The 13,309-nt window shown below is 64.5% G+C and carries 12 protein-coding genes and 5 pseudogenes; 9 read left to right on the top strand and 8 right to left on the bottom strand.

The window, feature by feature from the left end; genetic code table 11:
- Window positions 1-442: 442 nt before the first annotated feature.
- A pseudogene (locus MNOD_RS23640) lies at window positions 443-841 on the top strand (IS66 family transposase zinc-finger binding domain-containing protein); the annotation flags it as partial.
- On the opposite strand, the gene MNOD_RS50345 reads toward MNOD_RS23640, so the two are convergent.
- From MNOD_RS50345 to msuE, 3 genes are all read right to left on the bottom strand, one after another.
- On the bottom strand, window positions 765-1,031 hold the full coding sequence (locus MNOD_RS50345) for an ATP-binding cassette domain-containing protein (RefSeq protein ID WP_341874471.1): 267 nt from the start codon (window positions 1,029-1,031) through the stop codon (window positions 765-767). The pseudogene MNOD_RS23640 and the gene MNOD_RS50345 sit on opposite strands and share 77 nt — an antisense overlap.
- Window positions 1,032-1,309: 278 nt before the next feature.
- Window positions 1,310-2,410, bottom strand: coding sequence for a dimethylsulfone monooxygenase SfnG (gene sfnG, locus MNOD_RS23635; RefSeq protein ID WP_015931489.1), 1,101 nt, complete (start codon window positions 2,408-2,410; stop codon window positions 1,310-1,312).
- 58 nt (window positions 2,411-2,468) lie between these two features.
- On the bottom strand, window positions 2,469-3,077 hold the full coding sequence (gene msuE, locus MNOD_RS23630) for an FMN reductase (protein WP_015931488.1): 609 nt from the start codon (window positions 3,075-3,077) through the stop codon (window positions 2,469-2,471).
- 1,370 nt (window positions 3,078-4,447) lie between these two features.
- On the opposite strand from msuE, the pseudogene MNOD_RS23620 reads away from it, so the two are divergent.
- Window positions 4,448-5,209: pseudogene (locus MNOD_RS23620) on the top strand (IS256 family transposase); the annotation flags it as partial.
- 28 nt (window positions 5,210-5,237) lie between these two features.
- Here the strand turns inward: MNOD_RS23620 and MNOD_RS23615 are convergent.
- Window positions 5,238-6,645: pseudogene (locus tag MNOD_RS23615) on the bottom strand (IS1182-like element ISMno17 family transposase).
- A gap of 83 nt (window positions 6,646-6,728) precedes the next feature.
- Between MNOD_RS23615 and MNOD_RS43865 the strand changes: the two are divergent.
- The 3 genes and pseudogenes from MNOD_RS43865 to MNOD_RS50060 form a co-directional block, all read left to right on the top strand.
- Window positions 6,729-7,103 (top strand): annotated as a pseudogene (locus MNOD_RS43865) (transposase); the annotation flags it as partial.
- An 82-nt stretch (window positions 7,104-7,185) separates the two neighbouring features.
- On the top strand, window positions 7,186-8,592 hold the full coding sequence (locus tag MNOD_RS23610) for an IS1182-like element ISMno17 family transposase (protein WP_015929589.1): 1,407 nt from the start codon (window positions 7,186-7,188) through the stop codon (window positions 8,590-8,592).
- An 11-nt stretch (window positions 8,593-8,603) separates the two neighbouring features.
- On the top strand, window positions 8,604-8,726 hold the full coding sequence (locus MNOD_RS50060) for a hypothetical protein (RefSeq protein ID WP_280113427.1): 123 nt from the start codon (window positions 8,604-8,606) through the stop codon (window positions 8,724-8,726).
- Between the two features lie 484 nt (window positions 8,727-9,210).
- Here MNOD_RS50060 and MNOD_RS23605 read toward each other — a convergent pair whose 3' ends face one another.
- Window positions 9,211-9,432: a hypothetical protein gene (locus MNOD_RS23605; protein ID WP_015931485.1), complete on the bottom strand. Its 222-nt coding sequence runs from the start codon at window positions 9,430-9,432 to the stop codon at window positions 9,211-9,213.
- A 258-nt stretch (window positions 9,433-9,690) separates the two neighbouring features.
- On the opposite strand from MNOD_RS23605, the gene MNOD_RS23600 reads away from it, so the two are divergent.
- Window positions 9,691-9,930: a hypothetical protein gene (locus MNOD_RS23600; protein ID WP_015931484.1), complete on the top strand. Its 240-nt coding sequence runs from the start codon at window positions 9,691-9,693 to the stop codon at window positions 9,928-9,930.
- Window positions 9,931-10,237: 307 nt separating this feature from the next.
- On the opposite strand, the gene MNOD_RS23595 is transcribed toward MNOD_RS23600, so the two are convergent.
- Both MNOD_RS23595 and MNOD_RS23590 read right to left on the bottom strand, forming a co-directional pair.
- Window positions 10,238-10,780, bottom strand: a complete 543-nt coding sequence (locus MNOD_RS23595; RefSeq protein ID WP_015931483.1) for an NUDIX hydrolase — start codon at window positions 10,778-10,780, stop codon at window positions 10,238-10,240.
- Between the two features lie 209 nt (window positions 10,781-10,989).
- Window positions 10,990-11,244: a hypothetical protein gene (locus MNOD_RS23590; RefSeq protein WP_015931481.1), complete on the bottom strand. Its 255-nt coding sequence runs from the start codon at window positions 11,242-11,244 to the stop codon at window positions 10,990-10,992.
- A 109-nt stretch (window positions 11,245-11,353) separates the two neighbouring features.
- Between MNOD_RS23590 and MNOD_RS23585 the strand changes: the two genes are divergently transcribed.
- Window positions 11,354-11,869, top strand: a complete 516-nt coding sequence (locus MNOD_RS23585) for a LexA family protein (RefSeq protein ID WP_015931480.1) — start codon at window positions 11,354-11,356, stop codon at window positions 11,867-11,869.
- Window positions 11,823-11,918: pseudogene (locus MNOD_RS47045) on the top strand (Y-family DNA polymerase); the annotation flags it as partial. The gene MNOD_RS23585 and the pseudogene MNOD_RS47045, both read left to right, overlap by 47 nt.
- 115 nt (window positions 11,919-12,033) lie before the next feature.
- On the opposite strand, the gene MNOD_RS23580 reads toward MNOD_RS47045, so the two are convergent.
- Entirely contained in the window at window positions 12,034-12,627 is a 594-nt protein-coding gene (locus MNOD_RS23580; protein WP_015931479.1) for an NAD(P)H-dependent oxidoreductase, read from the bottom strand.
- A gap of 84 nt (window positions 12,628-12,711) precedes the next feature.
- Between MNOD_RS23580 and MNOD_RS23575 the strand changes: the two genes are divergently transcribed.
- Window positions 12,712-13,308: a TetR/AcrR family transcriptional regulator gene (locus tag MNOD_RS23575; RefSeq protein WP_015931478.1), complete on the top strand. Its 597-nt coding sequence runs from the start codon at window positions 12,712-12,714 to the stop codon at window positions 13,306-13,308.
- Window position 13,309 lies beyond the last annotated feature (1 nt).

The raw sequence follows: 13,309 nt of genomic DNA, 5'->3' as shown, positions 1-13,309 counted from the left end.
GCGGGATGGCCGCCTCGCAGGAGCTGCACGACGTTGACCAGAACTCGACCACATGGACGCAGCCTTGCGTCAGGGCCGTGATCGGCTCGCCCTTCAGGAAGTCTGGACGCGGATCTCCGCGGCGGGGTCGCCGATCAATCGCTCTGTCAGGGGCATGGAGGGAATTCCAGAGGAAGTGTTCACGGTGCTCCTCCTGATTTAGGCTCTGGCTTCGCATAGCGACCTTTCGTGAAGTATGCAAAGGGAGTCAGAAAATATATGGCCCTCTATATTACTGATGGAATCCTATATTCTAGAATATGCCGCTGCCGCGCAGATGAACAGTTAATACATACGAGAATATAGGAGATCCTATATCCTAAAATATATTCTCTGCACGACAAAGAATTTGCTATTGCCCATGCCCCTTGCGCGGCGTGGATTTCGCTGATCCCCTCGTGGGATGGGCCGCAGCGAGCTGGAACGCCTGAGCAAGCAGGAGCTGATCGAGCTGGTGCTGCGGCTGCCGCGCCCGGACAAGACCTCGCGCACCTCCTCCAAGCCGCCGTCCACGGATCGCAAGGAGCGCCGCGCGCAGGCCAAGCCGGGCGGCGCCAAGCCGGGTCACGAGCGGCACAGTCGGGTAATCAGCCAGACCCCGGATGAGGTGGTCGCGCATTGCCCGGGTCACTGCTCCTGTTGTGGAGGCGCGCTCGATCCGGACCTGCCGGCCGAGATCGTCAGCTTGTCCGAGCGGATCGAGCTGCCCGAGGTCGCGCCAGGCGTCACCCAACACCAGCGACTGGCCGTGCGCTGTCTAACCTGTGGTGCACGGGTTGTCGCTCCGGTGCCGCAGGAGGCCGCCCAGCACGTCGGATATGGGTCAGGCCCGAGCTGACGTTGTCCCGAACGGAAAGCCCGCCAAAAAGCGCAAGGTTCTGGAACGTTCGGGCGACACCCAAACGGGCGAGACGATCCGACCGGATCCGGCCAAAGCTTTGCCCAGCAAGCCGAATGGTCCCTGGATCGGGCTTGTACAAGCCGCTTACCACGTTCCTCAGGGAGGACTTCCCGGCCGTCGGGGCCAATCACCGAGCAGATCTCACCGCGACGCACGGACAGCGTGACGTCCGCGAGAGCCGCAACACCGCCGACCGACACGCCGATGTTCGAGAGCGGCGGGATCCCGCCGCTCTGTGCCATCACGGCAAGCCATGCGGGGCTGCGAGAGGGCTGCGGTCAAGGGATCCATTTCCCTTTGAGGTGTGGGCGCAGCTTCTCAGCGGCGGCCACTTCTGCTCTGTAGAAGGCGGCTGAGGGGCCGCCCCGATTACTCGGCTGCGATCAGCTCGGATTGGCGCTCAGCCTCGAGCCTGCGAACCAGCGGGATCACATGCTTGCCGAAGGATTCGACTTCCTCCTGGAAGTGCAGGAAGCCCAGCAGGATGAGATCAGCGCCAGCGTTTTTCAGCGCGATGATGCGCTCGGCGATCTGCTCCGGCGTTCCAATAAGATTCGAGCGGAAGCCGTCGTTGTACTGAACAAGATCTGCAAAAGAGGACTTGGCCCAGTTGCCCTCTCCTTCCGGCGAGGCCTTGCCGGCATTCTTCACCTGATCGGCGAAGCCCTGCACGGCCTCCGGGTTGGCTTTGGCGATGATCTCGTCGAGGACGGCCTTAGCTTCATCTTCCGTCTCTCGGGCGATGGCGAATGCATTCACACCGATCTTGACGGAGCGATTGTTCGCGGACGCCTTAGCGTGAATGTCGTCGACCTGCTTGCGGATCTCCTCAGGCGTGTTCCCGTTCGTGAAGTACCAGTCCGCGACCCGGGCCGCCATATCCCGAGCAGCGCGTGACGATCCGCCCTGGAAGATCTCGGGCTGAGGATCGATGGGCTTGGGCTTCATGGAGTAGTCACGGAAGCGATAGAAGTCGCCTGCGAAGGTCAAGCTGCCTTCAGTCCAGATACCGCGCAGAGAGCGAATGAACTCCTCCGAGCGGCGGTAGCGCTCATCATGATCAAGCCAGGGCTCCCCGATCGCCTGGAACTCGCCACGGAACCAGCCGCTGACGATGTTGACGGCGATCCGGCCACTGCTGAGATGGTTGATGGTGGCAATCTGCTTGGCCGCGAGGACCGGGGTCCAAGGACCGGGCAGGATTGCTGCGATGACCTTCAGCGATGTCGTTGCTGCCAGGAGCGCGTGGCTGAACGCGACGGACTCGTGTTGGTTGTCAGCGCCGTAGCCTGCCGTGAAGCGGATCTGGGTCAAAGCATACTCGAACCCGCTCGCCTCAGCGATCTGTGCGAGCTTGCGGTTATATTCGATGTCCCAGCTTGTACGCTGCTCGATGTTGCTGATGACAAGGCCCCCGGAGACATTGGGAACCCAGTAGGCGAACTTAATCGGGTCGGAAGGCGTGCTCATGTTGTTTCATCCTTGTCTCAGAACGGGTTACGCGATAAATATCGTCAAAAGAGTTGGTTCAGCGGTGTGCGGCTCGCCTTCTAACGACGTGGCGGTCAGCCATCTCGGTTTCGGGTGATGCGTCAGAGCGTTGCAGGTCGTCGAGTAGACCCGCGAGCTGTTGTGCGGCGGCGCCCGCACCCGCCAAGACGCCGGCGTCAGTCAGCTGTCCATCGGTGAAGTCGGTATCACTGGCGTAGACTGCGGTGGGAGCAGTCAGGGCCTCGAAGAAACCGAAGAGCGGCCGCAGGGCGTGTTCCACCACCAGGGCATGGCGCGGACCGCCTCCGGTGGCGGTGAGCAGCACTGGCTTGCCGATCAGGGCACGGGGATCAACCAGATCGAAGACATGCTTGAACAGCCCGGTGTAGGCGCCCTTGTACACCGGTGTGCCGACAATCAGCGCAGCGGCCTGCTCGATGGCATCGATGATGCGAGCCGCCGGCAGGGTCAGATCCTGGCGCTGCAGCGCCGCACCAAGGCCAGGACCGGCATCGACGAGATCGTAGATGTCGAGGCGCACCTGTCTGCAGTTCGCTACCTCGGTTGCGACTGTCTCAACGAGGCTCCGGGTCTTGGATGGACGGCGGGGGCTGCCGGAAAAGGCAACGAAGCGAGGTAGACGCATGGCACAAATTCTCCTGCCGCCGTCGAAGCTCGCGGCGATGATGATCAGGCTCGGGAGGAGTGCGGCGGGAACGAAGCCCAGGGATCTCGTGCCAGTTCACAGCACGTGCTGACGAGCGGGCGAAGCTAAGTCACTTCTGCGGTCGCGATGACCTTGGAGCTGATGGCCCTCATGTGCTCGTCCTTCAATGAAGCCCGCGACGCAGGTGCCCTACGATCGAAAAAGTAAGGAATGCTCGACTGATCGCGATGATCGCATCGACGTGTCCTCCGGTGACGCGCAGAATTGACTTAATATGGCTGCCTGTCAACGATAACGTTCTTTCTTTAGAACGAACTTGTCGACAAAAAACTTCTTCCGGATGGGCGGCCTGGAGAAGAAACGGAAAATTCACTCCCAAAAACCCTGTTCTGGGTGTGTGGTTCACCCCAATCTGAGTGGGGGCTGTTCGTTTTATGGGACGATACTCGCTTACCTTAAACGAAGCGGGACGGAGGATCGCCGATAGAACCGGCCACTCTGTCCTTAGAGGATGAAAGAAATATGGAAGTACATTCAGGGCATCAGCTGCAGAATCCGGAGTACAGGCGCCGCATTCTGGCCGGTTCCAAGCTTCAGGCGATCTTCAGTTGCACAAGCACCTCGCCCAGTATCTCTCCTGAGGGCTCTGTCGTGGCAATCTGGCAAGCCATAGGACGAAGGCGCTGTTGATCTTCGCGAGTGCGCTAACCCGCTGTGTCTCACATAGAGAATGCATCAGAGCAGAGCGCCCTGCTCTTGTTGAAGTCACTCATTCCATCAACGGCTCACGCATAAATCACCCATCGCAATTCAGTGCTGAAACTGAGATATGTGACTGTGTCGCACGGATCCATTGGCGACTGCACTTCGCCCATCCCATGCCTTTCGTTCAGGCGACGCGGACAAACTTCGGGCGCCCAAGCTCGAGCATGCGGTTCAGGACATGAACGGCTATGGTGATCTCAGTCGCGCGGCGGGGTTCCGTCTGTGAGCGTAAGCTCGTACTGATCCCTCGTTTGAAGCGGCTGATAGAGGCCTCCACCAAAGCCCGACGGGTGTATCCATGCATCAAGGCGCCCGTGTCCGCCATCCCCGGGAAAATGTCGGGCAATCGACAACTGTCAGGTTTGTCGAGCCCGCGCCACGGGGTGTTCGGGCCGGCGTCCTGCCGCACTTTCATCTAAATCGGTCGTGTCCCACTGAGTGGTGTAGCTGGACGAGAGCGAGAGAGCCCGCCTGCGCGCCCTCCATAGCGCTGAAGCAGGCGGGCTCTCTCGCGGGGGTGGTCACCGGCGGTGACGGGTTAGGATCGGGTTGCGAGCACCAACCCCGAACCCGAGAGACCCCCGATGACCGACGCGATGATGAGCCTGCGCGCGCTGGCTGAGAAGAGCCTGGAGCCGGACGTGCTGCGGGAGATGATCGGCTTTGCCGCGCAGCGCCTGATGGAGCTGGAGGTCGCCAGCCTGACCGGAGCGGCGCACGGCGAGAGGAGCCCGGAGCGGCTGGCTCAGCGCAACGGTTACCGCGACAGAGACTGGCAGACGCGGGCCGGCACGGTGGAGTTGCGCATCCCCAAGCTGCGCAAGGGCAGCGACTTCCCCAGTTTCCTGGAGCCGCGGCGCTTGGCCGAGAAGGCGCTCACGGCGGTGATCCAGGAGGCCTACATCCAGGGCATCTCGACCCGCGCGGTGGATGACCTCGTGCAGGCGATGGGCGGCAGCGGCATCTCCAAGAGCCAAGGCTCGCGCCTGTGCGAGGAGATCGATGAGCGGGTCACCGCCTTCCTGGAGCGGCCGATCGAGGGCGAGTGGCCCTATCTGTGGATCGACGCCACCTACGTGAAGGTGCGCGAGGCTGGCCGCATCGTCTCGGTGGCGGTGATCGTGGCGGTGGGCGTCAACCAGGACGGCCGCCGCGAGGTGCTGGGGCTCGACATCGGCCCCTCCGAAGCCGAGACCTTCTGGACGGCGTTCCTGCGCAAGCTGGCGCGCCGCGGCCTGCGCGGGGTCAAGCTGGTAATCTCGGACGCGCACGAAGGGATCAAGGCGTCAGTCGCCAAGGTGATGAACGCGTCCTGGCAGCGCTGTCGGGTGGGGCTGTTGAAGAACCCGGCATGTGACGGCACCGAGCAGTGGTTCAGCGGCCGACGATGGCAATCAGCGCGAGGGCCGGCCGAACGGACCGGGCGGGCTCTTCTCCCGTGCGGACGAGGTCCAGCAGCCCCAAGAAGTGGAGCAGGACACGCCAAAGCGAAGCCGCGAGGCGCTTCAGGTTCACCGCGGCTGCGGTCAGGAACGCTTGGATGCGCATGTTCGCCAGCCCGCGACGCACGGCACGCGCGAGCCCGTGCCACGTCTTAGCCTCGCCGTGGAAGCCTTCCGACCGCCAACGGTGGCGCTGGTAGAGGCGCTGGTCCTCGGCCGACCAGCGTTCGCGCCGCCGTCGTGCCCGCAACAGGGCCGGATAGTCCGCGCTGATCATCACCGCGCGGGCACTGCGCCCGCGGGGAAGACAGAGCTTCGCCAGCGAACAGGATCGGCAGTCACGGCTGCGCGCCACGAAGAAACGGCCATGCTTCTGGACCTTGCCAGGCGTGAGGATTTTGCCGCGCGGGCACGTCACGATGTTGTGGCGTGCGTCGTAGCGGAAGCGGCGCAGCGGCACGGCCGAGCGGATCGGCTCGGCCTTGGTTGGGATGAGTGGGTCGATGCCGCGCCGCTCCAGCCCGCCGTAGACCTTGGCGTAGGCGTAGCCCGCGTCCGCCGTCGCGGTGACGATGGCCTGTCCCGTCGTCGCGGCGGTCGCATCCAGGCGCGCTAGGATGACCTGCCCCTCGTTCAGCTCACCCGGTGGTGACCTCAACGTCGAGCACCACGCCGCGCACGTCATCGACGACCGCATGCTGCTTGTAGGCAGGTTCCAGGCGGCGATTGCGCGCGTTCGTGGCCATCGTCGCATCGGGATCAGTCGGGCAGACCTTCTTATAGCGGCCGGTCTGCTTCGCGTTGCGCTCGGCGAGTGCAGCCGCGTCGCTGTTGCTCTCGGCCACGGCTTCCACGTGCTCGGCAACGAGGCTCTCCCAGCTCACGTCGGCGCGGATCAGTGAGGCGTCGACATGCACGACCTCGCCCTTGGCGATCCCAGCTGACACGCAGGCCTGCACCGTGCGCTGGAAGATGCGCTGGAAGCGCTCGGCCCCCCAGCGGCTGCGGATGCGCGTCAGAGTCGAGTGGTCCGGCAGCGCCTCGTGCAGGCCGTAGCCTGCGAACCAGCGGATGGCGAGGTTGACCTGCGCCTCCCGCAACAGGCGCCGGTCGTGCACGATCCCGAGCAGGAAGCCAGCCAACATCAGCCGCAAGGCGGCCTCCGGGTCGATGCCGGGCCGACCGTTGTCCGCGCAATAGAGGTCGGCGACCTCAGCCCGCAGCCATGCGAGATCGAGGACGCGGTCGACGCGCACCAGGATGTGGTCGTCGGGGAGGAGTTGGCGCAGCGAGCCCGTAATGAAGAGCTCGCCCTGATCGCGTTCCTTGTGGCCGAGCATGCGCAGCTCTCCGGCAGCCTCGGCGAAGTGAATCAGGCCGCAGGATCACTCGCCATCGCAGCCGAGACTTTATCAACAGCCCCCGGGTGCACTTCATGCGCAATGCTCTGGCGCATGCCGGGCGCTCGGGGCGGCGGGTGGTCTCGGCCTTCATCGCCACCGCCTTCGCGCAGGAGGATGCGGAGGCGGCTCGCCAGCAGTGGCGGCGCGTCGCCGATCAACTGCGGCCCAAGCTGCCCAAGCTCTCTGCCCTGATGGACGAGGCGGAAGCGGACGTGCTGGCCTACATGAGCTTCCCGACCGCGCACCGGGCCAAGCTGCACAGCACGAACCCGCTGGAGCGGCTCAACGGCGAGATCAAGCGGCGCACGGAGGTGGTCGGCATCTTCCCCAACGAGGCGGCGATCCGGCGCTTGGTAGGGGCGATCCTGCTGGAGCAGAACGATGAGTGGGCGGTGGGGCTGTTGATAAAGTCTCGGCTGCGATGGCGAGTGATCCTGCGGCCTGATTCACTTCGCCGAGGCTGCCGGAGAGCTGCGCATGCTCGGCCACAAGGAACGCGATCAGGGCGAGCTCTTCATTACGGGCTCGCTGCGCCAACTCCTCCCCGACGACCACATCCTGGTGCGCGTCGACCGCGTCCTCGATCTCGCATGGCTGCGGGCTGAGGTCGCCGACCTCTATTGCGCGGACAACGGTCGGCCCGGCATCGACCCGGAGGCCGCCTTGCGGCTGATGTTGGCTGGCTTCCTGCTCGGGATCGTGCACGACCGGCGCCTGTTGCGGGAGGCGCAGGTCAACCTCGCCATCCGCTGGTTCGCAGGCTACGGCCTGCACGAGGCGCTGCCGGACCACTCGACTCTGACGCGCATCCGCAGCCGCTGGGGGGCCGAGCGCTTCCAGCGCATCTTCCAGCGCACGGTGCAGGCCTGCGTGTCAGCTGGGATCGCCAAGGGCGAGGTCGTGCATGTCGACGCCTCACTGATCCGCGCCGACGTGAGCTGGGAGAGCCTCGTTGCCGAGCACGTGGAAGCCGTGGCCGAGAGCAACAGCGACGCGGCTGCACTCGCCGAGCGCAACGCGAAGCAGACCGGCCGCTATAAGAAGGTCTGCCCGACTGATCCCGATGCGACGATGGCCACGAACGCGCGCAATCGCCGCCTGGAACCTGCCTACAAGCAGCATGCGGTCGTCGATGACGTGCGCGGCGTGGTGCTCGACGTTGAGGTCACCACCGGTGAGCTGAACGAGGGGCAGGTCATCCTAGCGCGCCTGGATGCGACCGCCGCGACGACGGGACAGGCCATCGTCACCGCGACGGCGGACGCGGGCTACGCCTACGCCAAGGTCTACGGCGGGCTGGAGCGGCGCGGCATCGACCCACTCATCCCAACCAAGGCCGAGCCGATCCGCTCGGCCGTGCCGCTGCGCCGCTTCCGCTACGACGCACGCCACAACATCGTGACGTGCCCGCGCGGCAAAATCCTCACGCCTGGCAAGGTCCAGAAGCATGGCCGTTTCTTCGTGGCGCGCAGCCGTGACTGCCGATCCTGTTCGCTGGCGAAGCTCTGTCTTCCCCGCGGGCGCAGTGCCCGCGCGGTGATGATCAGCGCGGACTATCCGGCCCTGTTGCGGGCACGACGGCGGCGCGAACGCTGGTCGGCCGAGGACCAGCGCCTCTACCAGCGCCACCGTTGGCGGTCGGAAGGCTTCCACGGCGAGGCTAAGACGTGGCACGGGCTCGCGCGTGCCGTGCGTCGCGGGCTGGCGAACATGCGCATCCAAGCGTTCCTGACCGCAGCCGCGGTGAACCTGAAGCGCCTCGCGGCTTCGCTTTGGCGTGTCCTGCTCCACTTCTTGGGGCTGCTGGACCTCGTCCGCACGGGAGAAGAGCCCGCCCGGTCCGTTCGGCCGGCCCTCGCGCTGATTGCCATCGTCGGCCGCTGAACCACTGCTCGGTGCCGTCACATGCCGGGTTCTTCAACAGCCCCGCGGTGCAGCGCTGCCGCTACATAACCCTGGAAAGCATCACCCCGATCGGTGATGATCCCCTCGTCAGCCTGTCCAACCTGGCGGCCTGAGCCGGCCCTGCCAGTCACCGTGGTGGACCACCCCACCAGCTACACCACGCCCTGGGACACGACCGAGCGAGGCTGTGGTTGGCCCACCTGCAGCCCTGCTCGCGGAGCCTCGAATGGACGCCCACCAGAATGCGCGCACCCCCCCCGTAGTCGATAGCTCATCGTCACGCGGCTGGCGCAGGGCTGGACGGTGAGTGCGCTGGCGCTGGGGATCAGCAACGCTTCAGGCGCGCGGGCGCACGCTCGCGATAGTGTCGGCTGGCAGGGCCATCGACGAACGTTGATGGAGGTCGTGATGGGCTTGAGAGTACTTGCAATGGCTGCCGCGATGCTCGGCGGCCCCACTTTGGCGGGTGCTGCACAGGCAGCGCCGTTCTCACCCCTGCTGAGCGCGGCTGTGGAGAGCGACACCGTCCAGAAGGTGGATTGGGCCTGCGGGCCGGTCTTCCACCTCAACCCGTGGGGCCACTACAGTCCGAATTGGTTACTGATCATAGACCCCGAACAGGGTGATGGTGTCCCAGCCGAGCCGGTCGGCCTCGGGCCCAAAGTCGTCCACGAAGCGCCGGCAGTTCGCGAGCGTCTCGACCCATTCGTCAGGCCTAAAGCCAGGGCACGGCGGCTGGCCGCCCGACAGGCTGGCGAGCCCGCGGCTCCATTCGAGGATGGTAGGGGAGGGGGCGTCGAGGGTGGGTGAGTCGGGCATGGCGGGACGCTACCCGCGGGCGAGGCGGCGTGCGAGTGCTGCCAAGCCTCACCCGCTCATCCGTATCACCGGAATGCCAGTAGCCTCGGCCCTGCCGATGTAGCAAACCGTCCAGAGCCCGCCCGGCTTACCGCCGCGGCGGGCTTCGTCGTTTCAGGGCTCGGGCGGGCGGATCACCCGATCGTGATCCAGCTTCAAGCTTTGCCATGTCGCTGTCATGCTGCAATGCAACAAGAGGCGGCCAGTAAGAGAGCCACAATGCTCGCCAGCAGTGATCGTCTGATCTCCACCTCGGAGATGCTCGAAGCCCTTGCAGCCGGCGGACGCGCCGTGGCGGAGCTTAATGCTCAAGGCAAGCCGGCTCGCGTCTGCGTGGTCCCTGACGGCCTGTGGATCGAAGGGCGTCAGAAAGGGGCGCTCATTCATGGCCGCGAGCTCCGCACGATGGCGCCCTACCAGCTTGCCCAACGCATCAGGGAGATCGCGAGCAGCTTCTGAGCGTCCGCCGTGGCCTACCCCCTCATCCGGCCACGGCATGTCTCGCACAGCACACCGGCGCGGCGGCCTTCGTCATTACAGCCTACACCACGCGAAAGTATCGTGCCGCCCGGGCAGCCGATGGGCTGCCCTGCTGGGCCATGCACTCAGACACCTTCAGCCCTGCCAGGCGCCGCCACGGCGGACTTTTGATGGTTGGCGGCGGGATTTCCCGGCCGTGCTCGTCGTAGGCGCGACGGGGCTTGCGGCGCCCGTGCAGACGCTCCTCAATTGCCGCAAGATTCAGGACGAACCGGTCGCTCAGTAGCTACCCGGTCATAGACAGGCCCATCATCAGAAGGCCGATATGTGCCGCATTGATGATCGCCCCAGACACTGCAAGATCCTGCGCCTCCTCGCGTGAGACAACGACCACGTCGATGTCTTCAGTCGGTTCAGGATTAGCCTGCCCGAGAACGACGCCGCGGGCGCATACAAGGTGCTGACGGTTGGCATAGCGCGACGGGTCGATGCTCAAGGTCGCCAAGTGAGACAGGTGCCCGCCGCCATACCCGGTCTCCTCCAACAGCTCCCGCGCAGCCACCGCCACAATGTTCTTCTCGCCCGGATCGATCAGCCCTCCCGGCAGTTCGAGGCTCATACCTCCGTAGCCGTGGCGGTACTGGCGCACGAGGACGACCCGCCCCTCCTGCTCCAGTGCGAGCACGTGCACGAAGTCGGGTGACTCGATCACGTAGAAGGGTGAGATGCCTGCACCCGTCGCCGTGACGCAATCGTCGGCCCGGATGCTGATCCAGCGGCTCTCAAGCGGGCGGCTGGACCCACGAACCGACCAAGCTTTCGCGGCCATTACTCTCGTGCTCTCGCAAGTGCGAAGAACTGCCTACGCTCCGAGCGGCGCGGCAGTCCAGAGGCTCCGTGGGGGGATCTCTGGCGCCAATGGCACCGCCAGCAGGATCGCCGTCCGCACTGTCATGCGCCGGGCGGCTTCGCTCATTGCGGGCGGCTGGATCTCCCGGCCGTTCTCGTCATATGCGCGACGGGGGTTGCGGCGAGACATCAGCCGCCCGCTACCATCTCCGCGAAGTCGTCTGGCACCTCGCCGAACTGACCGACGATCGCGACACTCTCCAGCTCGCCCGTCTCATCGTCGGCCACGATCTTGAGCGCCGCCGTCCCGGGCATCCGCTTCGCGATCGCCTCCGCCCGCTTCAGCGCCCCGCTTTCGGTGGGAGCGACATCGCGCGTGCCGGGCCGCAGCTTCTTGCGGTGGATCTCGAACGTCTGAACCACGAACGTCGTACGCATACCCATGCCACTCTCCGTCGCGGGTTCTCCCCGCTCTCCACAGCGACGCCCCGACCGCCTTGACCGGGAACTGTGCGCCTGTTTGTTCTCTTTCTGTTCTAGTGCGGAGGGCGGCGTGAGTCTCTACCGGGTCGGCGAGCAGGCAGCGGACTGGAGTGGGCTGGTGCGCATTCCCTTCATGCGCACCACCCTTTGCGCGGGCTTCCCTTCGCCTGCCGAGGACTTCATTGAGGGCGCCCTCGAGCTCCCCCGCTGGCTCGCGCCCAATCCCGCTGCGACCTTCATCTGGCGCGTCCGCGGCTGGTGCATGAAGGGCGCCGCCATCCATGACCAGGACCTCGCCGTCGTGGACCGCTCCCTTCACCCCAGCCCGGGTGCCGTCGTCGTTGCGGTTGTGCACGGCGAGATGAGCCTCAAGCGCCTCGTCACGCAGGGCATCCGCCGCGCACTCACCTTCGACAACCCTGAGATGCCAGCCTTCGGCCTGGAGGACTTGGAAGAGTGCCAGATCTGGGGGTGCTGCTGCTTTCGATCCGCTGGCACCACGTCCGGCCGAGCACCGTGCGATGAGCCGCGCCATTGCCCTGATCGACGGCAACAGCTTCTACTGCAGCTGCGAAAGGGTGTTTGATCCGCGCCTCACGGGCGTGCCGGTGATCGTGCTGAGCAACAACGACGGCTTCTGTAATCGGGCCTTCGCCGTCAAGCGCTAACCCTCTCGGCGTCTGCCAATGAGCATTTTGGCTGGAAAGAGGACTGTCCGCTTCCGAGGCGCCTCATGGCAAAAGCGGACGGTTACAACTGCTCGCCCGATAGGCGCCGACCGATTTCGAATGCGTTTTGCAGGCCCTCGTTTTCGCTCTCTGAATCCATCGGAAGGAGGAGGTCCAATCCGATCACCCCCATACCGCAAAACCCGAAGATGCCCTCGAGGATCTGCTTCTTGATGGCATCGAGATAGCCTCGCCGGTCGTACGTGCCTCGGTGAGAGCCGCCGACTGCGATGACTTGCCCCTTCAGTCGTCCGAGCAGACGGGTTGTTCCTTTGTCAGGATCATCGATGAACGCCCAACCGGTCGTGAAGACGCGATCGATCCAGCCCTTCATAACGGCGGGCATGGACCACCAATAGATGGGGAACACCAGCACCAAGACGTCGGCCCTATCGAGACGCTGTTGCTCCGCCAGGACGTCGGCTCCGGGTTCGGCTCGACCATCGTAGAAATCGTTGTCGGCGGCGGTGAAGCGCGGATCGAAGCCCTCCGCGATAAGATCCACCACCTCGTACGTATCGTTGTCGCGCGTCTCCAGACCAGCCACGAGCCTGGAGACAACCGCATGGGTGTAGGACGATTTATCGGGATGGGCGGTAACGATAAGCGTATGCATGAGGCTCACTTTGAATGGGTTTTCGAGCGCAGCTCTGCCCTATATACTAATTGTAGGTTACATTCTGTAGGTAAGTTGTCAAGCATGGCAGAACCTGGCTCACCGAAGGCCCGTCAGCGTCTCTCGCGTGAGGATCGCCTGCGGCAACTTGTGGAGATTGCCCGACAGATCGTCAGGGACGAGGGAGCTGACGCTCTGACGCTTGGGCGCTTAGCAGAGCGGGCAGGCGTCTCGCGACCCGTCGTCTATGATCACTTTGAGACGCGTAATGGCCTGCTGAAGGCGCTTTATGAGGACTACGATGCAAGGCGAATGGCCGTTCTCCAAGCAGCCTTGGTAGCATCCCCTGCGACGTTGGCAGATCGTGCGAAGGTCATCGCGGAGACCTACGTCGAGTGCGTGCTCACGGAAGGCACCGACATTCCGGGGGTAGCGGCCGCTCTTGCTGGATCCCCGGAACTGGAAGCCTTCCGCCGCGGATACCAGGGACGCTTCATCGCGCGCTGCCGCACCGAACTCGAACCATTCCTGAATGGAAAATCCATCGCTCCAGCTAAGCTTTGGGCCATGCTCGGCGCGGCTGACGCGCTTTCCGAAGCGGTGCTTCGTCGCGACCTAGCTAAGAGCGAGGCGGAAGCGGAACTGGTTCGAATGATTTCGTCGATCAGCAGCGCGCCATAAG

The sequence above is a fragment of the Methylobacterium nodulans ORS 2060 genome (genome assembly GCF_000022085.1).
GTDB lineage: Bacteria > Pseudomonadota > Alphaproteobacteria > Rhizobiales > Beijerinckiaceae > Methylobacterium > Methylobacterium nodulans.
The sequence above is the reverse complement of the archived record's forward strand: the minus strand, read 5'-3'. Positions and strand labels throughout refer to the sequence as shown.

Excerpts from the sequence above, each read along its gene's own strand:
- MNOD_RS23610 (WP_015929589.1), top strand. The coding sequence starts at position 7,186 with ATGCTCGGCCACAAGGAACGCGATCAGGGCGAGCTCTTCATTACGGGC.
- MNOD_RS23605 (WP_015931485.1), bottom strand. The coding sequence starts at position 9,432 with ATGCCCGACTCACCCACCCTCGACGCCCCCTCCCCTACCATCCTCGAA.
- MNOD_RS23575 (WP_015931478.1), top strand. The coding sequence starts at position 12,712 with ATGGCAGAACCTGGCTCACCGAAGGCCCGTCAGCGTCTCTCGCGTGAG.
- MNOD_RS23600 (WP_015931484.1), top strand. The coding sequence starts at position 9,691 with ATGCTCGCCAGCAGTGATCGTCTGATCTCCACCTCGGAGATGCTCGAA.
- sfnG (WP_015931489.1), bottom strand. The coding sequence starts at position 2,410 with ATGAGCACGCCTTCCGACCCGATTAAGTTCGCCTACTGGGTTCCCAAT.
- msuE (WP_015931488.1), bottom strand. The coding sequence starts at position 3,077 with ATGCGTCTACCTCGCTTCGTTGCCTTTTCCGGCAGCCCCCGCCGTCCA.
- MNOD_RS23590 (WP_015931481.1), bottom strand. The coding sequence starts at position 11,244 with ATGGGTATGCGTACGACGTTCGTGGTTCAGACGTTCGAGATCCACCGC.
- MNOD_RS23595 (WP_015931483.1), bottom strand. The coding sequence starts at position 10,780 with ATGGCCGCGAAAGCTTGGTCGGTTCGTGGGTCCAGCCGCCCGCTTGAG.
- MNOD_RS23580 (WP_015931479.1), bottom strand. The coding sequence starts at position 12,627 with ATGCATACGCTTATCGTTACCGCCCATCCCGATAAATCGTCCTACACC.